The 18,321-nt window shown below is 68.1% G+C and carries 22 protein-coding genes and 1 other RNA gene; 14 read left to right on the plus strand and 9 right to left on the minus strand.

Annotated elements, in window-relative coordinates; genetic code table 11:
• Positions 1-20 precede the first annotated feature (20 nt).
• The gene (locus tag A6A40_RS07730) at positions 21-314 is read right to left on the minus strand and encodes a hypothetical protein (protein WP_063634888.1); all 294 of its coding nucleotides are present in this window, start codon (positions 312-314) and stop codon (positions 21-23) included.
• A 180-nt stretch (positions 315-494) separates the two neighbouring features.
• On the opposite strand from A6A40_RS07730, the gene A6A40_RS07735 reads away from it, so the two are divergent.
• Together A6A40_RS07735 and A6A40_RS07740 are read left to right on the plus strand one after the other, a co-directional pair.
• The gene (locus A6A40_RS07735; protein ID WP_063634889.1) at positions 495-686 is read left to right on the plus strand and encodes a hypothetical protein; all 192 of its coding nucleotides are present in this window, start codon (positions 495-497) and stop codon (positions 684-686) included.
• A 73-nt stretch (positions 687-759) separates the two neighbouring features.
• Entirely contained in the window at positions 760-945 is a 186-nt protein-coding gene (locus tag A6A40_RS07740; protein ID WP_063634890.1) for a hypothetical protein, read from the plus strand.
• Between the two features lie 191 nt (positions 946-1,136).
• On the opposite strand, the gene gatA is transcribed toward A6A40_RS07740, so the two are convergent.
• The 4 genes from gatA to A6A40_RS07760 form a co-directional block, all read right to left on the minus strand.
• On the minus strand, positions 1,137-2,618 hold the full coding sequence (gatA, locus tag A6A40_RS07745; RefSeq protein WP_063634891.1) for an Asp-tRNA(Asn)/Glu-tRNA(Gln) amidotransferase subunit GatA: 1,482 nt from the start codon (positions 2,616-2,618) through the stop codon (positions 1,137-1,139).
• Positions 2,618-2,905: an Asp-tRNA(Asn)/Glu-tRNA(Gln) amidotransferase subunit GatC gene (gene gatC, locus A6A40_RS07750; protein WP_014248134.1), complete on the minus strand. Its 288-nt coding sequence runs from the start codon at positions 2,903-2,905 to the stop codon at positions 2,618-2,620. Before gatC ends, gatA begins: the two co-directional genes overlap by 1 nt.
• A gap of 88 nt (positions 2,906-2,993) precedes the next feature.
• The gene (locus A6A40_RS07755) at positions 2,994-3,311 is read right to left on the minus strand and encodes a hypothetical protein (protein ID WP_063634892.1); all 318 of its coding nucleotides are present in this window, start codon (positions 3,309-3,311) and stop codon (positions 2,994-2,996) included.
• A gap of 83 nt (positions 3,312-3,394) precedes the next feature.
• Complete coding sequence (locus A6A40_RS07760) at positions 3,395-3,937, minus strand: GNAT family N-acetyltransferase (protein ID WP_063634893.1); 543 nt, start codon at positions 3,935-3,937, stop codon at positions 3,395-3,397.
• A 76-nt stretch (positions 3,938-4,013) separates the two neighbouring features.
• On the opposite strand from A6A40_RS07760, the gene ruvX reads away from it, so the two are divergent.
• The gene (gene ruvX / locus A6A40_RS07765) at positions 4,014-4,553 is read left to right on the plus strand and encodes a Holliday junction resolvase RuvX (RefSeq protein WP_063634894.1); all 540 of its coding nucleotides are present in this window, start codon (positions 4,014-4,016) and stop codon (positions 4,551-4,553) included.
• Between the two features lie 37 nt (positions 4,554-4,590).
• Here ruvX and A6A40_RS07770 read toward each other — a convergent pair whose 3' ends face one another.
• Both A6A40_RS07770 and thyX read right to left on the minus strand, forming a co-directional pair.
• Entirely contained in the window at positions 4,591-5,025 is a 435-nt protein-coding gene (locus tag A6A40_RS07770; RefSeq protein ID WP_063634895.1) for a tetratricopeptide repeat protein, read from the minus strand.
• Positions 5,026-5,041: 16 nt separating this feature from the next.
• Positions 5,042-5,983 carry an FAD-dependent thymidylate synthase gene (gene thyX / locus A6A40_RS07775; RefSeq protein ID WP_063634896.1) on the minus strand — a complete coding sequence of 314 codons (942 nt, stop codon included), beginning with the start codon at positions 5,981-5,983 and terminating at the stop codon, positions 5,042-5,044.
• 115 nt (positions 5,984-6,098) lie between these two features.
• Between thyX and ssrA the strand changes: the two genes are divergently transcribed.
• The 3 genes from ssrA (at position 6,099) to A6A40_RS07790 (ending at position 7,412) form a co-directional block, all read left to right on the plus strand.
• Positions 6,099-6,459, plus strand: a transfer-messenger RNA (tmRNA) gene (gene ssrA, locus A6A40_RS07780).
• 78 nt (positions 6,460-6,537) lie between these two features.
• The gene (locus A6A40_RS07785; protein ID WP_063634897.1) at positions 6,538-7,035 is read left to right on the plus strand and encodes an SspB family protein; all 498 of its coding nucleotides are present in this window, start codon (positions 6,538-6,540) and stop codon (positions 7,033-7,035) included.
• Positions 7,036-7,049: 14 nt separating this feature from the next.
• On the plus strand, positions 7,050-7,412 hold the full coding sequence (locus A6A40_RS07790; RefSeq protein ID WP_063634898.1) for a TfoX/Sxy family protein: 363 nt from the start codon (positions 7,050-7,052) through the stop codon (positions 7,410-7,412).
• A 42-nt stretch (positions 7,413-7,454) separates the two neighbouring features.
• Here A6A40_RS07790 and A6A40_RS07795 read toward each other — a convergent pair whose 3' ends face one another.
• Together A6A40_RS07795 and def are read right to left on the minus strand one after the other, a co-directional pair.
• Positions 7,455-8,150 carry a COQ9 family protein gene (locus A6A40_RS07795; RefSeq protein WP_063634899.1) on the minus strand — a complete coding sequence of 232 codons (696 nt, stop codon included), beginning with the start codon at positions 8,148-8,150 and terminating at the stop codon, positions 7,455-7,457.
• 24 nt (positions 8,151-8,174) lie between these two features.
• Positions 8,175-8,756, minus strand: coding sequence for a peptide deformylase (def, locus tag A6A40_RS07800; RefSeq protein WP_063634900.1), 582 nt, complete (start codon positions 8,754-8,756; stop codon positions 8,175-8,177).
• Between the two features lie 183 nt (positions 8,757-8,939).
• Between def and A6A40_RS07805 the strand changes: the two genes are divergently transcribed.
• The 8 genes from A6A40_RS07805 to A6A40_RS07840 all read left to right on the plus strand — a co-directional run bounded on the left by A6A40_RS07805 (position 8,940) and on the right by A6A40_RS07840 (position 18,205).
• A complete protein-coding gene (locus A6A40_RS07805) occupies positions 8,940-10,067 on the plus strand; it encodes an ISAs1 family transposase (protein WP_063634705.1) in 1,128 nt (375 codons plus the stop codon).
• 140 nt (positions 10,068-10,207) lie between these two features.
• Complete coding sequence (gene rpsU, locus A6A40_RS07810) at positions 10,208-10,411, plus strand: 30S ribosomal protein S21 (protein ID WP_012974546.1); 204 nt, start codon at positions 10,208-10,210, stop codon at positions 10,409-10,411.
• A gap of 204 nt (positions 10,412-10,615) precedes the next feature.
• Entirely contained in the window at positions 10,616-11,449 is an 834-nt protein-coding gene (gene panB, locus A6A40_RS07815; RefSeq protein WP_063634901.1) for a 3-methyl-2-oxobutanoate hydroxymethyltransferase, read from the plus strand.
• A gap of 53 nt (positions 11,450-11,502) precedes the next feature.
• On the plus strand, positions 11,503-13,989 hold the full coding sequence (locus A6A40_RS07820; RefSeq protein WP_063634902.1) for a ligase-associated DNA damage response DEXH box helicase: 2,487 nt from the start codon (positions 11,503-11,505) through the stop codon (positions 13,987-13,989).
• On the plus strand, positions 13,989-14,696 hold the full coding sequence (pdeM, locus tag A6A40_RS07825) for a ligase-associated DNA damage response endonuclease PdeM (protein ID WP_108546640.1): 708 nt from the start codon (positions 13,989-13,991) through the stop codon (positions 14,694-14,696). Before A6A40_RS07820 ends, pdeM begins: the two co-directional genes overlap by 1 nt.
• A 67-nt stretch (positions 14,697-14,763) precedes the next feature.
• Positions 14,764-16,257, plus strand: a complete 1,494-nt coding sequence (locus A6A40_RS07830) for a cryptochrome/photolyase family protein (protein ID WP_063634903.1) — start codon at positions 14,764-14,766, stop codon at positions 16,255-16,257.
• Between the two features lie 281 nt (positions 16,258-16,538).
• Positions 16,539-17,009 carry a Fur family transcriptional regulator gene (locus A6A40_RS07835; RefSeq protein ID WP_063634904.1) on the plus strand — a complete coding sequence of 157 codons (471 nt, stop codon included), beginning with the start codon at positions 16,539-16,541 and terminating at the stop codon, positions 17,007-17,009.
• Complete coding sequence (locus A6A40_RS07840) at positions 16,979-18,205, plus strand: CobW family GTP-binding protein (protein WP_063634905.1); 1,227 nt, start codon at positions 16,979-16,981, stop codon at positions 18,203-18,205. Before A6A40_RS07835 ends, A6A40_RS07840 begins: the two co-directional genes overlap by 31 nt.
• The last annotated feature ends 116 nt before the right edge of the window (positions 18,206-18,321 follow it).

Below are 18,321 nucleotides of genomic sequence, written 5' to 3' on the forward strand. Positions count from 1 at the left end.
GCGCCGCGGCCGGTCACGCATCATTCGAAAGCCGCTCCCGGTTCGCGCCGGGGGCGGTTTTCTTTTTTGGCCTGTTCGATCCAGACGCCGAGGTCCGGCGGTGCGCAGCCCTTGCGCTCGGCGCAGTCGGCCTTCGCACAGGTGCAGGCCGGGAACAGGCAGCCGTCGCCGTTCAGGTCGGTTGCCCGCACCGCAAGGTCATAGCGGACACCGCGCATGATGGCGGGGCCGGCGGTGCTGTGGCGCTCGTAATGCTCCACGACATCGCGGACGCGTGTGAGCAGTTCCCGCCGTTGATTCTGTCCCGGATCCATGCAGTCGCCCCCAGTCGCCGGTGATTGCAGACATGAACAGGGACGCCGGAAAACCGCCTCCTGTTCCGGCATCCAAGCGCAGTACGGCACAAGGAGAACTCGGCGCACAGGAATGATGCGGCAGCCCGGCTGTTGGCACGCCAGTGACCGAGATGAGTGACCAGGATGGGAGAGACTGCAATGGATCGTGATCGGCTGCACCGCGTCGCCAAGGCGCTGGGCGACGTCCGCCTCTATGAAAAGCACCACACCGGGGAGTTCATCACCATGCGCCTGCGCGACTCCCTGGCCGACACCCCCGGCTATGACGAGGAGGAGGTGGACAGGAAGCTGTTGGAACTGGCGCGGGTGGCGCTGGAGGCGGCGGAATAGCGGGGGGAGGGTGACGAAGCGGCGGGCGGCCTGTTGGTGGGGGTGAAGCGTCCACCAGAGGGAGACTGCCGCCATGGCCGAAGAGAAGACGTCCGACATGCCGCAAGGTGACCGTCCCGCCACCAAGCCGATCCCGGTCAAGCCGGCGGTCGAACCGATGAGCGACAAGGATGAAGCGCCGCCGGGCACGCCGGGGACGGGCGAGACCATCGATCCGAAGACCGGCGAGAGCTATGTGCAGGGGATTGGCGGGGCTTGATGGGTGGTAGGTGTCGGCTTACGAGGCCCCCTCCCTACCCCTCCCCCGCTGGGCGGGAGAGGGAACTGCCGCCGCTCTGCAAATCTCCCCTCTTCCGCGAAGGGGGGAGGGAGGGAGCATGCGATGCCAACCGCCCAAACGAAAAGGGCCGGCTCCTGCGAGCCGGCCCTTTCGCATTCAACGCACCCGCGTCACGCCACGAATGGCGGGAGCGCGGTGAAGTTGGCGGCCTTCTCCACGATCTGGCCGACGCGCAGCAGCGTCTCCTCGTCGAAGGGGCGGCCGATCAGCTGGAGGCCGAGCGGCAGGCCGTCGGCGCCGAGACCGGCGGGGACCGACATGGCCGGCAGGCCGGCGAGGTTGATCGGAACGGTGAAGACGTCGTTCAGGTACATCTGCACCGGATCGTCCATCTTCTCGCCGATGGCGAAGGGCGTGCTGGGGGCGGTCGGCGTCAGGATGACGTCGCAGCTCTTGAACGCCTCGTCGAAGTCCCACTTGATGCGCGTGCGCACCTGACGGGCCTTGTTGTAATAGGCGTCGTAATAGCCGGCCGACAGCACATAGGTGCCGATCAGGATGCGGCGCTGCACTTCCTTGCCGAAGCCGGCGCCGCGGGTGTTCTCGTACATTTCCTTGAGGTTGCCGCCCTCGACCCGCAGGCCGTAGCGCACGCCGTCATAGCGCGCGAGGTTGGACGACGCCTCGGCCGGCGCGATGATGTAGTAGGCGGCCAGCGCATATTTGGTGTGCGGCAGGCTGACCTCGACCGGCTCGGCACCGGCCTCCTTCAGCCAGGCGATGCCCTGGTCCCACAGCGCGGCGATCTCCGGCGACAGGCCCTCCACCCGGTATTCCTTCGGAATGCCGACGCGCAGGCCGCGGATATCGCCGGTCAGCGCGGCGCGGAAATCCGGCACCGGCATGTCGACGGAGGTGGAATCCTTCGGATCGAAACCGCACATCGAACGCAGCATGATCGCCGCATCCTCGACCTTGCGGGTCATCGGCCCGGCCTGATCCAGCGAGGAGGCGTAGGCGACGATGCCCCAGCGCGAGCAGCGGCCGTAGGTCGGCTTGATGCCGACGGTGCCGGTGTAGCCGGCCGGCTGGCGGATCGAGCCGCCGGTGTCGGTGCCGGTGGCGCCCAGCGCGGCGCGTGCGGCGATCACCGCGGCGGAACCGCCCGACGAACCGCCGGCAACGATCTTCTTCTCCCAGGTGCCGGGCGCGCCGGGGCTCCACGGGCTGACCGTCTCGCCCTGGTGGGCGGTGATGGTGGCCGAGCCCATGGCGAATTCGTCCAGGTTCACCTTGCCCAGCATGACGGCGCCGTCGCGCCACAGCTGGGAGGTCACCGTGGATTCATATTCCGGCTTGAAGCCGTCCAGGATATGGCTGCCGGCGGTGGTCGAAACGCCCTTGGTGCAGAACAGATCCTTCACCGCGATGGGAAGGCCGTCCATCGGCCCGGCCTCGCCCTTCGCGCGGCGCTCGTCGCTGGCCTTGGCCATCGACAGGGCGGCGTCGGGGGTCTCGGTGATGAAGATGTTGAAGGGCCGCACGGCCTCGACCGCGCGCACATGCGCCTCGGTCAGCTCGACCGCGGTGAAATCCTTCTTGGCGAGGCCGTCCAGGGCCTCCGCCATCGTCAGATGCGTGAGCGCCGTCATCACTCGACCACCTTGGGCACGACGTAGAAGCCTTCGGCCGTTTCCGGACCGTTCGACAGGACCTGCGCGGCATAACCGCCGTCGGTGACCTCGTCCTTGCGGCGGCGCAGCTTCTGCGCGGCCACGCTAGTCATCGGCGGCACGTCCTTCGTGTCGACCTCGTTGAGCTGTTCCACGAAGGTCAGAATCTGGCTCAGTTCCCCAGCCAGGGATTCCAGTTCCTCGTCCGGCACCTTGATGCGGGCCAGATGCGCGATCTTGGCCACCGTGGCCTTGTCGAGCGACATGCCTCTACTCTCTTCCAAAACATTGGAAATCGGCCGCGAAGCTATCACCCGCGCACGCCCACCGCAACGTTTGCGGCCAGCGCCCCGCTCAGAAGGCGTCCGGATTGCCCGAAGACACAGCGGCGGCCAGCGCCAGCGGGCAGCCGCAGGACCGGCAAGTGGTCTGCTGGAGCACCTGCAGCACCCGCGCATCGGGCAGCGTGATCCCAAGCGCACGTTCCACCGCGGCGATCTGGCGCTTGTGGTCGGCGCTGGCGCCGCAGGCGGCATCCAGCATGGCGCCATAGTCGGACCGCGGCTGCGCCGTGATCGCCTGCGCGGCCCCGGCGGCGAAAAGGCCGGCGCCGCCGGCAGCCAGCCCGGCCAGCACCGCGCGCCGGTTCGCACCCGTCCCTGTCCTGCTCATCCGTCCGCTCCGTCGATGGGTTGACCGACTATACGCCGCACGGGCCGGCCCGCCAGCGGACGAATCATTAAATCTGTGGATGCTCAGGCGGCGATGCGCGAGACCGAATGCCAGCTGGCACGGTCCATGCGCAGCTTGAACAGGGCGATCGGCTCGCCCCAGGGAGTCACCCGCGTCTCCAGTGCGATCGGCGTCAAGCCGAGCTTCGCATAGAGCAGCAGGGCCGGCGTGTTGGTGTTGAAGCAGTAGAGGGTCAGTTCGGGCAGACGGTGATGGTCGAAGGCGCGGCCGATCATCGTCCGCACCAAATATTCGGCGATGCCGCGGCGGCGCAGGGCCGGGTCGACGCTGACATTGCCGATGCTGGCGGTCCGGCCATCCTCGAAGGTGGCATAGTTGGCATAGCCGACGACCCGCTCCCGCCCATTCTCCGACAGGGTCACAACGGTCGGATCGCGGCGGGTGTCCAGCGTGGCCCGGACCTGATCCACGGTCAGCGGCCAGACCGCGCGCGGGAACAGGAAATACAGTTCCTCCGCGCTGCGGGGAAATCCGCAGATGGTCGGGATGTCGCCGTCGGAAAGCGGCCGGTGCGACAGAGAGGGACGGGTCGATGCGCTGCTCATGCTTAGAAGAATAAGTATCTTTAACAACAACTCAAGCGTTCTTGCGGTCGCAGGGCTGCGGCCTTATGGTCGGTGCATGATCCACACCCTCTCCGAACTCGCGGCCCGGCTGGGCAAAAACCAACGTTTGCTTGGACTTGACGTCGGCACCAAGACCGTCGGGCTGGCGGTTGCCGATCCGGGACTGATCGTCGCATCCCCGATCGGCACGCTGAAGCGGACCAAATTCACCCAGGACGCGCGCGAGCTCGGCAAGACCATCCGCGATTACGGCATTGGCGGACTGGTGGTCGGGCTGCCGCTGAACATGGACGGGACGGAGGGACCGCGCGCCGAGTCGGTGCGCGCCTTCGCCAACAACCTGCTGGAGCGCCCCGACCTGCTGGGCTGGGAGGCGGAGATCGCCTTCTGGGACGAGCGGCTGTCGACCTCCGCAGTCGAGCGCTTCATGATCGGCGAGGCCGACATGACCCGCAAGCGGCGCGACGAGGTGGTGGACAAGATGGCCGCCGCCTACATCCTTCAAGGCGCGCTCGACATGCTGGCCAACCAGCGCCGGCTCGCCGCGGAAGCGGACGAGGATGAGCGGGGCGACGAAGACTACGACCGCGATTGAGGCCGGTCCTGGCCGGCCGTCGCACGTCGCAGGTCACTCAGGCATGGCTCTTGGGCTGAAGCAGTGCGGCACGGCGAAGAAGCTGTGACGGGTCGACCCCCTGCACCAGCAGCAGGGCACTGGCCTTGACGAGGGCGGCCGGCGTGTCGGGGGTGAGCGCCAGCGCGCGGCAGTAGATCCCCTCCGCCAGATCGGCGTGGCCGGCGGCGGCCAGCCTCTCCGCCGCCGTCAGCAGGCCGTCCATCGCCATGGCGAGATCGCCGTCGAGGTTCAGCGCCCCGGCGAATGCCTGCACCGCCCCCGGCAGATCGCCCTGGCTTTCCAGCACCAGCCCATAGGTGGCCCACCAGACGGCAACGCCCGGCCGGCCCGTGATGGCCTGGGCAAGAAGCTCCTGCGCCTCGCCCCAGCGGCCGGCCTGCGCCGCGATCAGGCCCTGACGGTAGATGCTTTCGGCCTGATGCGGCGTCATCGTCTTCGGTCCAGTCTCAGGCTTCGGGGCGGCCGAGCTGGTCCATCAGCTCGCGCCATTCGCGCTTGGACAGGCCGCTGGCCTCCTGCGACACCGGTTCCCCGGCCAGCAGGCGCTTCACCACGTCCAGGCCGGTGCGCGACAGGTGGGCGCCGCCCATGCGGTATTCGGTGAAGGACTCGAACACCGCCGGAACCCAGCGCTTCACCACGTCCAGCATCGCATCGGCATAGACGCGGATCTCGTACTGGGCGTGGGCATCGGCGCGCAGCGACAGGAAATGCAGCAGATTGTGGAGATCGACCTTCCAGTACCACTGGGTGTAATAATTCAGCGACAGGTTCATCCGCGCCAGCTCGCGCGCCAGACCCTGGCGGGAGGGGTCGATGACGGTGCCGTCCTCGCGCTGGTTCAGCATCTCTTCATAGTGGCTGTAGGCGCGTTCGGAATCCTCGCGCAGCAGCCGCATGACGTCGGCCGCCTCCTCGCCCTCCAGCACGTCGCCACGGCCCTGGCGGTTCACCACGGCCTGGGCGCCAAGCTGGTCCGGCGCCGGCACGTAGAACTCGCGGTCGAGGATGGAGTAGCGCGCCGAATATTCGTTCACGTTCGCGGTGCGGTGGCGGATCCACTGGCGGGCGACGAAGATCGGCAGCTTCACATGGAACTTGATCTCGCACATCTCGAACGGGGTCGAGTGGCGGTGGCGCATCAGATACTTGATGAGGCCGGAATCCTCGCTGACCTTCTTGGTGCCCTTGCCATAGGACACGCGCGCCGCCTGCACGACCGCCGAATCGTCGCCCATATAGTCGATGACGCGGACGAAGCCGTGGTCCAGCACCTCCAGCGGCTGATAGAGGATCTCCTCCAGGGCCGGGACGGTGGCGCGGCGGGTGGTGGCGGTGACGGCGCGCAGGCGATCGATTTCGTCGCGCTGCTCGGGCGTGATCGGCATGGTGACTCCGGGGTTACGGTGCCGGCTGTCTTACCAGACCGCGTGGCAGTCGGGAACGGTGAACGAACGGTCCCGCCCGCGTCACGGCAACGCATTCGGCGATGATGTCACACAGCCCCTTCCCTTGCCGGACGGGAGTGCCTATATTCGCGTCGTCGGTTCGCCGACTATGGCGATAAACGCCTTGTGGAATAAGCGTTGTGGACCCGGGGGCGGTACCCGGCGCCTCCACCAACCATACACCGGACTCGTTGACCGGGGTCGTTGGGGGCGAAACAGGATCGACACGCGTGGTAAAGGCATGGTTTTCGCTCGGCATGGTTCCGCCGTTATCGGGCCGTTGCAATAGTTGCCAACGACAACGTTGCTCAGGCTCGCCTCGCTGCCTAACGGCGGCTGGTAGCCTAAACCTAATCCCCGCGGGTTAGCGCCCAAGGGTGGGGCCGTGGGCCGCCTAGCAACAGAAGGCCCACACCTCTCTTCCCGGCGTCCGGACCTGGCATTGCGTGCCGGTGGGACGCCAGACCGATGCGTTATCAGGGACCCGCCCAAGCATGCCGAAAGAGCAGCTCCGCTATGACCGGATGGTCGAGACCGCGTTGCGCGGCGTTGTCCGCGACGCTCTGACCGAGGTTGCCGAGCGCGGCTTGCCGGGCAATCACCATTTCTACCTGACCTTCCGCACCGGTTTTCCGGGCGTCGAGATCCCCGAGTATCTGGCCTCCCAGTATCCCAACGAGATGACCATCGTCCTGCAGTTCCAGTATTACGGGCTGGACGTGGCGGACGATCATTTCGAGGTGACGCTGAGCTTCAACAACGTGCATGAGCGGCTGGTGGTTCCGTTCGCCGCCATCACGACCTTTGCCGACCCGTCGGTGAACTTCGCGCTGCAATTCCAGCCGCTTGCCGCCGCCGAGTCGGCGGAGGTCTCCTCCATGCCGCCCCGCGCCGCCGCCGAGCGCGCAGAGGAAAAGACGGAGGAAGCCGCCCCGGCCGAAGAGCCGAAGCGCGGTGAGGTCGTGGCGCTGGACGCCTTCCGCAAGAAGTAACCGCCTCCCGACCCATGCCCACCCGGCCGCCCAGCGAGTATGTCGCCAGTCTCTGCGAGATGATGGCGCCGCTGGGCGATGTGCGGGCGCGCCGCATGTTCGGCGGCTATGGCCTGTCCATCGACGGGCTGACCTTCGCGCTGGTCGCGGATGAAACTTTGTATTTCAAGGCGGACGACGTGAACCGCCACTCGTTCGTCGAGTTGGGTCTGGAGCCCTTCCAGCCGATGCCGGACAAGCCGACCACCTTGTCCTACTACCCTCCGCCCGACGCCGCACTCGACGACCGCGACGAATTGCTGCCCTGGGCACGGTCGGGGTTCGAGGCGGCATTGCGGGCAGCGGCGAAGAAGGCCGCGAAGGTGAAGCGGACGTAAGACGCCCTCTCCCGGACCGGAGGAGGGCGTCTCAAGCCACCCTCAAATATTCTCCGCCATGTGGATCGTCGCGTTGCTGGCCTGGGCGCCGGTGGTGCGCTGGCGCATCTGGCGGGCGAAGCGCAGGGGATTGGGGAGAAGGTTCAGCATCGAGCCGATCTTGCCGACTCCCGAGGTCGCCTTGCCCACCGCCATCACATCGGCCAGCCGGCGGTCGATGAAGGCGCGGGTCTCCACATGCCCGTCCGACTTGTCATCCAGCCAGTAGAAGGTGGAGGAGCTGACCACGGCCGACAGCAGCGCCCGCTTGGTATAGTGGTTGTAGTCGGTGGAGGTGTCGCCGGCGGCGAACCACATCGCATCCACCGTGCGGTAGAGCAGCCGCAGACCGAGCGCCACATTCTGCGGCATGGCCAGATAGGAGAGCTGCCGGCGCTTCGCCTCGCGGTGGGGCTCCAGCACCTCGAAATAGGTGCGGACGGCAAGCGAGATGCGCTCGCGCACCTTCATCTCGTCCAGCGGCATGGCCTCCAGCCGGTCGAGCATCTGGCGGTCGGTCCAGTCGGCGAAATGCTCCACCGCATCGGTCACGCCGCCGGGGAAGGCGCGCAGCAGCGCCGACGGCTCGTGGCCGGCCATCTGGGTGCCGTCGCGCAGGGCCTGCAGGCTCCAGCCGTCGAAGACGACATTGGGCAGGCTCGCCACCAGGATATCGTCGCGAAGCGTGTCGATGCTCATAGCCAACTCTCCCTGCGCCCGCCCTCAGGTCCGGGACGGCGCGTCCGTGGCCGCGCCCGGCGCGGCGGTGATATCCTTAACCGCGGCGAGCGCGGCGTTGATATGATGCATCTCCTCGGTGCAGACGAGGAGCCGCAGGTCGTCCATGCGATCAAGATAGAGCACGCCATCCAGATGGTCGACCTCGTGCTGGACCACACGGGCGTGGAACCCCGACGCCTCGCGCTCGATCCGGGCGCCGTCCAGCCCGTATCCCCGGTAGCGGATGCGCCCATAGCGCGGAACCAGGCCGCGCAGGCCCGGAATCGACAGGCAGCCTTCCCAGCCCCGAACCCTGTCGCCGGACAGCGGCTCGATCACCGGGTTGACCAGGACGGTGTTCGCCACCTCCTCTCCCTCGCCGCGGTCGGCGGGGACTCGGAACACGATGATCCGGCGCGACTCCGAGATCTGCGGCGCGGCCAATCCGACTCCAGGGGCGTCCAGCATGGTGGCGATCATGTCGGCCGCCAGCCGGGCGATGGCCGGATCGGTCGGGTCGGAGATCGGCGCCGCGATCTGGCGGAGCACGGGATTGCCCATCCGGGCGATTGGAAGCACTGGCATGCCGCTATATCTGGAGTGTGGATGCTCTCGGAGCAACCGTTTCCTGCGGTTCCGGTTTCCGTGCATCTCGCCGGACTCATGCTTGCGGACCGCCAGGGGAATCGCATTTGAGAAAAGAGGGTAGCGCGGCGAGCTGAAATGGATTCAGTAGGGAGGCTCTGTTGGTCAGAGAAGGAGCCCCCGATGTCGTGGTACGCCAAGGTGTTTGCCGCTTTACCGGACCCTCGCACGGGGAATGCCAAGCGGCACGACCTCCTGGAGGTTCTCACGATCGCGCTGACGGCGTCGATCTGCGGGGCTGAGAGCTGTTCGGACTTTGCCGATTTTGCGGTGGACCGGGAGGCTTTGTTCCGGGACTTCCTGCGTCTGGAGAACGGGATTCCGAGCCACGACACATTCTCGCGGATCTTCCGGCTTCTCGATCCGGCCGCCTTTGCGGCGTGCTTCGGGCGGTTTCTGGACGAGTTGGGGACGGCAGGCGCGGGCGTGCTCGCCATCGACGGCAAGACGCTACGCCGCTCCTTCGACGACGCGGCGCGCGCCAACCCGCTGGCAGTGGTCACGGCGTTCGCCTCGGCCACGCGCGTGGTGGTGGGCCAGCAGAGCTTCCGGGTGGCCGAGGGCGACAGCGAGATCGTGGCGGCGCGGGCCTTGCTGGGATGCATGGACCTGACGGGATGGCTGGTGACCGCCGACGCCATCCATTGCCAAATGGACACCGCGCGCATCATTCGCGACCAAGGGGGCGACTACCTTCTGCGGCTCAAGGCCAACCACCCCGCCCTGCATGGCATGGTGGTGGACTATTTCGCCGATCCGCTGACGCTGGCCGAATTGAATACGTACGAAACCACCGATGCCGATCACGGCCGTATCGAGACCCGCCGGGCTTGGGTCAGCCATGACCTGAGTTGGCTGCGCGGTCCCAAGTCGGCTTGCTCGGAACCGGCTCTGCTCCCCGACATGGCCTGCCTGGGCATGATCGAGGCCGCCGTCGAACGCAATGGCAAAACCACCGTCACCCGCCACTATCACCTCGCCTCGCGACCGCTTGGCGCCGAAGAGTACCTCAACGCCGCTCGGGCACACTGGTCGGTGGAGAACGGCCTCCACTGGGTTCTCGACGTTACCTTCGACGAGGACCGCGCCAGAAACCGCAAGGATCACGGCCCGGAAAACCTCGCTACCCTGCGCAAACTCGCCCTCAACGTCCTCAACCGCGCCCGCCCCGACGTCTCCGTCCGCCGCAAGCGCAAACGCTCAGGATGGTCCGACGACTTCGCCAGATCCATCCTTGGGCAAATGCGATAACCCTGTGCGGACCGCAGACTCCCCTTCACAAAGGCGATGGGGCGTGCTACACACTGCGCCCACACAAGGGGTGCGCCCGCCGCGCATGCCTATTTGTTGCCATTGCGCAACATGCTTCACTTGGAAGGGTGACGGTTAACGTGCAAGTTCTGGTCCGAGATAACAACGTCGATCAGGCCCTCCGCGCGCTCAAGAAGAAGATGCAGCGCGAGGGCATTTTCCGTGAAATGAAGCTCCGCCGTAACTACGAGAAGCCCTCGGAGAAGCGTGCGCGCGAGAAGGCTGAAGCGGTGCGTCGCACCCGCAAGCTGCTCCGCAAGCGGATGGAACGCGAGGGCTACTAATCGCCGGTCGCGTTCAGCGACTGCGAAGGGCGCGTGTGATGCGCGCCCAAGACCCCTTGTGTCTTGCACCCGACCGTCCCGCGAGCCTCGCGTGGGCGGTTTTGGTGTATCTGCATCATTTCGTTTTGCCGAAACTGTGCGTCGGACAAGCGTATTGAACGGCCAGCCAGCCAAGCGCCCGGCCGTCGTGGAAAGGCCCGAGTCATGAGCGCTTCCAACCTCACCGCCCGCCAGTCGGTCCCGGCGCTACGCGCCCGCAAGGGGGGCGAGCCCATCGTCTGCCTGACCGCCTATACCGCCCCAGTGGCCAGGCTGCTCGATCCGCATGTCGATCTGCTGCTGGTGGGCGACTCGCTGGGCATGGTGGTCTACGGGCTGGACAGCACGCTGCCGGTGACGCTGGACATGATGATCGCCCATGGCGCCGCCGTGGTCCGCGCCTCCCAGCGCGCCTGCGTGGTGGTCGACCTGCCCTTCGGCAGCTACCAGGAAAGCAAGGAGGCTGCCTTCCGCGCCTCGGCCCGCGTGATGGCGGAGACCGGCGCCCAGGCGGTCAAGCTGGAAGGCGGGCTGGAGATGGCGGAGACCGTGGCTTTCCTGACCGCCCGCGGCATCCCGGTGATGGGCCATGTCGGGCTGACTCCGCAATCGGTGAACACGCTCGGCGGCTACAAGGCCGTCGGCCGCGACGCCGAGGCGGCGGAGCGGATCGCCGCCGACGCGCGCGCGATTGCCGAGGCCGGCGCCTTCACCCTGGTGATCGAAGGCACGATCGAGGCGCTGGCCCGCCGCATCACCGAGGAGGTGGCGATCCCCACCATCGGCATCGGCGGCTCGCCGGCCTGCGACGGTCAGGTCCTGGTCACCGACGACATGCTCGGCCTGTTCGGCGCCTTCCAGCCCAAATTCGTCAAGCGTTACGCCAATCTGGGCGAGACGGTGAGCGATGCCGCCGCGACCTACGCCGCCGAGGTGCGCAGCCGCGCCTTCCCCGGACCGGAGCATTGCTTCGGCGTGAAGAAGGCCGCGGCGGTATAGCGCCCCACTTCGTTCTTCCTCCGTTCCAGGCGATCCGGTAAAGTCCGGCCGTCATGGATGCACCCTCCCCTGCCCTGATCCCGCCCAACGTCGCCGCGTGGTTCCGGTCGCGCGGCTGGGCGCCGCACCCGCATCAGGTCGCAATGGTCGAGGCGGCGGAACGGGGCGAGAGCGCGCTGCTGATCGCCCCCACCGGCGGCGGCAAGACGCTGGCGGGCTTCCTGCCATCGCTGATCGAACTGGCCGAACGGCCGCGCGATGGGCTGCACACCCTCTACATCTCGCCGCTGAAGGCGCTGGCGGTGGACATCCAGCGCAATCTGGAAACACCCATCGCCGAGATGCGGCTGCCGATCCGGGCGGAAACCCGCACCGGCGACACGCCGGAGGCCAAGCGCAAGCGCCAGCGCAGCCATCCGCCGCACATGCTGATGACGACGCCGGAAAGCCTGGCGCTGCTGCTGTCCTACACCGACGCCGACCGGCTGTTCCGCAATCTGCGCTGCGTCATCGTCGACGAGCTGCATGCGCTGGCAGGATCCAAGCGCGGCGACCTGCTGGCCCTCGGGCTGGCCCGCCTGTCACGGCTTGCTCCCGCCGCAAGGCGGGTCGGGCTGTCGGCCACGGTGGCGGAGCCCGAACGCCTGCTGGCCTGGCTGTCGCGCCGCGGCCGGCATGAGGGAACCGACTCCGACGACGTGCGCCTCGTGCTTGGCCGCTCCGGCGCCCAGGCGGAGGTCGAGATCCTGACCTCGCAGGAGCGGGTGCCCTGGGCCGGCCACATGGCGATGCATGCGATGAAGGAGATCTACGAGCGCGTCCGCCGTCAGCGCACCACCCTGCTGTTCGTCAACACCCGCGCCCAGGCCGAACTGGTCTTCCAGGCGCTGTGGCGGGTCAACGACGACAACCTCCCCATCGCGCTCCACCATGGCTCGCTGGCGGTGGAACAGCGCCGCAAGGTCGAGGGCGCCATGGCGCGCGGCGAGCTGCGGGCGGTGGTCGCCACCTCCTCGCTCGATCTCGGCATCGACTGGGCGGCGGTGGATCTGGTGGTGCAGATCGGCGCGCCCAAGGGGTCGAGCCGGCTGGTCCAGCGCATCGGCCGCGCCAACCACCGGCTGGACGAGCCCAGCCGCGCCCTGCTGGTCCCCGCCAACCGCTTCGAGGTGCTGGAATGCCGCGCCGCGCTGGAGGCCGTGCACGACCACACGCTGGACGGCGAGGCGCCGCGGCCGGGCGGGCTGGACGTGCTGGCCCAGCATCTGCTCGGCATGGCCTGCGCCGCCCCCTTCCTGGCCGACGATCTGTATGAGGAGGTGGTCTCCGCCGCCCCCTATGCCGCGATGACCCGCGACGAGTTCGACGACGTGCTGGATTTCGTCGCCACCGGCGGCTATGCGCTCGGCGCCTATGAGCGGTTCCAGCGCCTGAAGCTGCGCGAGGATGGCAGGACGGCGGTGGCCGGCCCGGCGGTGGCGCGCCAGTACCGCATGAATGTCGGCACCATCACCCAGGAGGCGCTGCTGCGCGTCCGGCTGAACCGCGGCCCGGTGCTGGGCGAGGTGGAGGAGTATTTCATCCAGGGCCTGACCCCCGGCGACACCTTCCTGTTCGCCGGCCAGCTTTTGAAGTTCCTCGGCGTGCGCGAGATGGAGGCGCAGGTCGCCAAGGGCGGCACCGGCGATCCGAAGGTTCCCGCCTATGCCGGCGGGCGGCTGCCGCTGACCACCCATCTGGCCGAGCGGGTGCGCGCCATGCTGGCCGATCCGCACCAGTGGGAGGGGCTGCCGGAGGATGTGCAGGAATGGCTGCGGCTTCAGCGCTACCGCTCGGTCCTGCCCAGCCGCGACGGGCTGCTGGTGGAAACCTTCCCCAAGGCCGGCAAGCGCTTCCTCGTCGCCTATGCCTTCGAGGGGCGCAACGCCCACCAGACGCTGGGCATGCTGCTGACCCGGCGGATGGAGCGCCTCTCGCTGGGTCCGCTGGGCTTCGTCGCCACCGACTATGTGCTGGCGGTGTGGTCGCTGCGCTCGCCAACCGATATGGACACGCTGTTCGACCAGGACATGCTGGGCGACGACCTGGAAGCCTGGATGGACGAATCGTCGATGCTGCGGCGGACCTTCCGCAATGTGGCGCTGATCGCCGGGGTGATCGACCGCCGCCATCCCGGCCAGGAGAAGACCGGGCGCCAGGTCACCTTCTCCTCCGACCTGATCTATGACGTGCTGCGCAAGCACGATCCCGGCCATGTGCTGCTGCGGGCGACTCGGGCCGATGCGGCGGGCGGTCTGACCGACATCCGCCGCCTGTCCGATTTCCTGGCGCGGGTGCGCGGCCGGATCACCCACAAGGACCTCGACCGCATCTCCCCGCTGGCGGTGCCGGTGATCCTGGAGATCGGACGCGAGCGGGTGGAGGGCAGCGCCACCGACGAACTGCTCGCCGCCGCCGAGGCCGAGTTGCTGGCGGAGGCGATGCCGGAACTTGCCCCTCCGAAACGTGCCAAACCGGAACAGGGCCGGTTGATCCTGTGATGAGCATGACCGGGACGATGGACTGTGCGGCGCTGACTCTGTGCGGCGCCGACCTGCTGGCCGATCCTTCGGGCGCGCTGCTGTGGCTGGCGGAGGGCACCCTCGCCGTCGCCGACCTGCATCTGGAGAAGGGCTCGGCCTTCGCCGCACGCGGCCGGATGCTGCCCCCCTACGACACGCGGGCGACGCTCGACCGGCTGGCGGAGCTGATCGCGCGAGAGCGGCCGGCGCGCGTGCTTTGCCTGGGCGACAGCTTCCACGACCGCCGCGCGGCGGAACGGATGGCTCCGTCCGACGTGGAGCGGCTGCGCGGCCTGACCGGCGCCGTAGCGGACTGGGTGTGGATCACCGGCAACCACGACCCCGAACCGCCGCAGGGCCTTGGCGGACGGGTGGCCGCGGAGCTGTCCATCGGCCCCCTGACCTTCCGGCACGAGGCGCAGCCCGGTGCGGTGGGTGAGCTGTCGGGGCACCTGCACCCGGCGGCAGCGCTGGCGCTGGCCGGACGGCGGGTGCGCGAGCGCTGCTTCGCCACCGATGGCGCCAAACTGATTCTGCCCGCCTTCGGCAGCTTCACCGGCGGGTTGAACGTGCTGGAGTCCGCCTTCGACGGACTGCTGGCGCGGCAGTTCGAGGTGCTGATGACGGTGCGCGGCCGGGTCTATCGCTTCCCCTGCGCCCGTTTGTCGCCGGACCGCGCGCGCTGACGCTCTGGCCGAAGCGTGAGCGCGGCCTATATCGGTTTGTCCGGAGCAGACCAACAGAGCGCCGCGCATGCCCGCCCCCATCGCCACTCCCATCATCGTCTGGTTCCGCAACGACCTGCGTCTGGCCGACAACCCGGCACTGACGGCAGCGGCCCAGGCCTCGGCCGAACGCGGCGCGCCGGTCATCCCGCTCTATATCCTGGAGGAGGAGCCCGGCGATCCCCCCTGCGATCCCTGGCCGCTCGGCGGGGCCCAGCGCTGGTGGCTGCATGGCAGCCTGGAACGGCTCGCCACCTGCTGCGCCCGCCACGGCTCACCGCTGCTGCTGCGCCGGGGCGAGCCGGGGGCCGTGCTGGACGCGCTGATCGCCGAGACGGGGTCGGAGTGCGTGTTGTGGAACCGCCGCTACACACCCGCCCAGACCGCCCGCGACGCGGCGATCAAGGAGCGGCTGAAGGCGCGCGGCATCGACGCCCGCAGCTTCAACGCCGGCCTGCTGGCCGAACCCTGGACCGTCCGCAACAAGAGCGGAGGTCCCTTCAAGGTCTTCACCCCCTTCTGGCGCCACCTCTCCGCGACGTTGAGCCCACCGTTGCCGACCCGCGCGCCCGCAGCCCTGAAGGCACCGGACAAGGCACCGGCGGGCGATGCGCTCGACAGTTGGGGCCTGCTGCCGACCAAGCCCGATTGGGCCGCGGGCTTGCGCAAGCGTTGGGTGCCGGGAGAAACGGCGGCGCTGTCCCATCTCGCCGATTTCCTCGAGCGACCGGTCGGGGTCTATGCCACGGAACGCGACCGCCCTGACCGCGCCGGCACCTCCGCCCTCTCCCCCTATCTGGCCTTCGGGGAGATCGGACCGCGGCAGGTCTGGCATGCCGCACGCCATGCCGCCGAGGCCCGGCCGGAGCTTGCCCCCGGCGTCGATTCCTTCCTGCGCGAGGTCGGCTGGCGCGAGTTCCAGTATCATCTGCTGCACCACGCACCGGAACTGCCCGACAGCCCGCTCGATCCCCGCTTCGCCGACTTTCCCTGGCGCGAGGATGCGGCGGGCCTGCAGGCCTGGCAGCGTGGGCGCACCGGCTACCCCATCGTCGATGCCGGCATGCGGCAGCTGTGGGAGACCGGCTGGATGCACAACCGGGTGCGGATGATCGTCGCCTCCTTCCTGGTCAAGGATCTGCTGCTGCCCTGGCAGGAGGGGGAGCGCTGGTTCTGGGACACGCTGGTCGATGCCGACCTCGCCCAGAATGCCGGAAATTGGCAGTGGGTGGCGGGATGCGGTGCCGATGCCGCCCCCTTCTTCCGCGTCTTCAACCCAGTGCTGCAAGGCGAGAAGTTCGACCCGGAAGGTGATTACGTCCGCCGCTACGTCCCCGAACTTGACCGGCTGCCGCCGCGCTGGATCCACCAGCCCTGGGCCGCCCCGACCGAGGTGCTCCGGCAGGCCGGCATCCGGCTGGGCGCCGATTACCCGCGACCGATCATCGACCATGGTGCCGCCCGCGACCGTGCGCTGGCCCTCTTCAACGAGCGCAAAGGGCGGGTCGAGCCGGTGTCCTGACCGCGCCACCTTCACCGAACGGTCATCGGCCTGCCCGCAAATGGTCACGCCCGGTTGCTATCTTGGCATTGCGGCCCGGTGCGGCCGCCCTGTCCCGCCCAGCCTTCCGGGTCAGAGCGATAAGAACGCCGGCCGCTCCGCCGCGGCCGATGCATGTTCAGGCTCGGAAAAGAGCCCGGCCCCAAAAAGAACAACCGCCACTCGGCAAGGCGGCCCCAACCCCGGGGCCGCCTTTTCCATGCGCGTTGCGTTGCCGCCCATGATGTTATAAAGTAACACCCATGTCTTCGCTCCACGACCATACCCACTGCATCGCCGACGCCCTGACCCGTGCCGACGCGCTGTGCGCCGAACGGGGGGCGCGGCTGACCGCGCTGCGCCGCCGTGTGCTGGAGCTGGTGTGGTCCAGCCACCGGCCGCGCGGCGCCTATGCGATCCTGGAAGATCTCAGCCAGCAGGACGGCAAGGCGGCGGCGCCGCTGACCGTCTATCGCGCGCTGGAATTCCTGGTCGAACAGGGGCTGGTCCACCGCATCGAATCGCTGAATGCCTATGTCGGCTGCGCCGCACCGGGGGCTGTCCATTCCGGGCAGTTCCTGGTGTGCGATGCCTGCGGCGATGCGGCCGAGATCGACGATCCGGGTGTCGGCTCGGCCATCGTCGCCGCGGCGGCCGAGCGCGGCTTCCGTGTCCAGCGCCCCACCGTCGAGGTGCGCGGCCTGTGCAAATCCTGTCAGGAGAAACCCCGTTGAGCGCTCCCGCCGCCTCTCCCGCCCGCCTTCCCGTCTCGGTGCTGACCGGCTTCCTCGGCAGCGGCAAGACCACGCTGCTGCAGGCGCTGCTGCGCAACCCCGGCATGGCGCGCACCGCCATCGTCATCAACGAGTTCGGGGAGGTCGGGCTCGACCATCTTCTGGTCGCCAAGGCGTCGGAGAACATGGTGCTGATGGACAGCGGCTGCCTGTGCTGCACCATCCGCGGCGATCTGGTGGACACGCTGCGCGACCTGTTCCTGAAGCGGGTGAAGGGCGAGATCCCCGACTTCGACCGGGTTGTGGTGGAAACGACCGGGCTGGCCGATCCGGCGCCGATCATCCACACCCTGATGTCGGACCCGCTGCTGGCCGCCCGCTTCCGTCTGGACGGGGTGATCGCCACGGTGGACGCGGCGCACGGCTCGCTCCAGCTCGACCGCCAGCCGGAAAGCGTCAAGCAGGCCGCCGTCGCCGACCGCATCGTCCTGACCAAGACCGATGTCGCCACCCCCGCGGCCACTGCCGCCCTGATGCAGCGCCTTGCCGCCATCAACCCGGCCGCCCCGGTCCTTCCCGCCGCCCATGGCGAGATCGACCCCAAGCGGCTGTTCGATGCCGGGCTCTACAATCCCGAGACCAAGAGCCCGGACGTCGCCCGCTGGCTGCGCGAGGAGGCCTATCGCGACGAACAGGCCAAGGCGCACGGGCACGAGCACCATGACCATGGTCATGGTCATCATGAACATGAACATGACCACGGGCACGACCATCACCATCACGACCATGGGCACGACCATGGGCACGACCATGGGCAAGACCATGGCGACCATTGCGGTCCCGACTGCGGCCACGACCATCATCACCACGACGCCAACCGCCATGACGACCACATCCGCGCCTTCTGCATGGTGATCGACCGGCCGGTTCCGTGGAACGGCTTCGTCGACTTCATGGAGGCGCTGATCGCCCAGGCCGGCGAGAATCTGCTGCGGGTGAAGGGGCTGCTGAACGTTCAGGAAAGCGAGCTGCCGGTGGTCGTCCACGGCGTCCAGCACATGTTCCACCCACCCGTCCGCCTGGAGGACTGGCCCAGCGAGGACCATCGCACCAAGCTGGTATTCATCACCCGCGATGTCGGGCAGACGGTGATCGAGCCGCTGTTCAACGGGCTGGTCTGGGGCGAGGGGAAGTAGGCGGAATAAGCATCGGCGACTGGGAGCCCCCTCCCCATCCCTCCCCCGCTCTCAGCGGACCTACGGTCCGCCTGTCGCGTCAGCACAAAGCGGAGCTTTGTGCGAGAGCTTCGCGG

The organism is Azospirillum humicireducens (assembly GCF_001639105.2).
In the GTDB taxonomy this organism is placed as follows: Bacteria; Pseudomonadota; Alphaproteobacteria; order Azospirillales; family Azospirillaceae; genus Azospirillum; species Azospirillum humicireducens.

Excerpts from the sequence above, each read along its gene's own strand:
- A6A40_RS07770 (WP_063634895.1), bottom strand. The coding sequence starts at position 5,025 with ATGACGCCGCATCAGGCCGAAAGCATCTACCGTCAGGGCCTGATCGCG.
- A6A40_RS07790 (WP_063634898.1), top strand. The coding sequence starts at position 7,050 with ATGCCCACCCGGCCGCCCAGCGAGTATGTCGCCAGTCTCTGCGAGATG.
- A6A40_RS07820 (WP_063634902.1), top strand. The coding sequence starts at position 11,503 with ATGGATGCACCCTCCCCTGCCCTGATCCCGCCCAACGTCGCCGCGTGG.
- pdeM (WP_108546640.1), top strand. The coding sequence starts at position 13,989 with ATGAGCATGACCGGGACGATGGACTGTGCGGCGCTGACTCTGTGCGGC.
- A6A40_RS07835 (WP_063634904.1), top strand. The coding sequence starts at position 16,539 with ATGTCTTCGCTCCACGACCATACCCACTGCATCGCCGACGCCCTGACC.
- gatC (WP_014248134.1), bottom strand. The coding sequence starts at position 2,905 with ATGTCGCTCGACAAGGCCACGGTGGCCAAGATCGCGCATCTGGCCCGC.
- A6A40_RS07785 (WP_063634897.1), top strand. The coding sequence starts at position 6,538 with ATGCCGAAAGAGCAGCTCCGCTATGACCGGATGGTCGAGACCGCGTTG.
- A6A40_RS07830 (WP_063634903.1), top strand. The coding sequence starts at position 14,764 with ATGCCCGCCCCCATCGCCACTCCCATCATCGTCTGGTTCCGCAACGAC.
- panB (WP_063634901.1), top strand. The coding sequence starts at position 10,616 with ATGAGCGCTTCCAACCTCACCGCCCGCCAGTCGGTCCCGGCGCTACGC.
- A6A40_RS07795 (WP_063634899.1), bottom strand. The coding sequence starts at position 8,150 with ATGAGCATCGACACGCTTCGCGACGATATCCTGGTGGCGAGCCTGCCC.
- gatA (WP_063634891.1), bottom strand. The coding sequence starts at position 2,618 with ATGACGGCGCTCACGCATCTGACGATGGCGGAGGCCCTGGACGGCCTC.
- A6A40_RS07730 (WP_063634888.1), bottom strand. The coding sequence starts at position 314 with ATGGATCCGGGACAGAATCAACGGCGGGAACTGCTCACACGCGTCCGC.
- A6A40_RS07735 (WP_063634889.1), top strand. The coding sequence starts at position 495 with ATGGATCGTGATCGGCTGCACCGCGTCGCCAAGGCGCTGGGCGACGTC.
- def (WP_063634900.1), bottom strand. The coding sequence starts at position 8,756 with ATGCCAGTGCTTCCAATCGCCCGGATGGGCAATCCCGTGCTCCGCCAG.
- ruvX (WP_063634894.1), top strand. The coding sequence starts at position 4,014 with ATGATCCACACCCTCTCCGAACTCGCGGCCCGGCTGGGCAAAAACCAA.
- A6A40_RS07760 (WP_063634893.1), bottom strand. The coding sequence starts at position 3,937 with ATGAGCAGCGCATCGACCCGTCCCTCTCTGTCGCACCGGCCGCTTTCC.
- A6A40_RS07755 (WP_063634892.1), bottom strand. The coding sequence starts at position 3,311 with ATGAGCAGGACAGGGACGGGTGCGAACCGGCGCGCGGTGCTGGCCGGG.
- A6A40_RS07740 (WP_063634890.1), top strand. The coding sequence starts at position 760 with ATGGCCGAAGAGAAGACGTCCGACATGCCGCAAGGTGACCGTCCCGCC.
- thyX (WP_063634896.1), bottom strand. The coding sequence starts at position 5,983 with ATGCCGATCACGCCCGAGCAGCGCGACGAAATCGATCGCCTGCGCGCC.
- A6A40_RS07805 (WP_063634705.1), top strand. The coding sequence starts at position 8,940 with ATGTCGTGGTACGCCAAGGTGTTTGCCGCTTTACCGGACCCTCGCACG.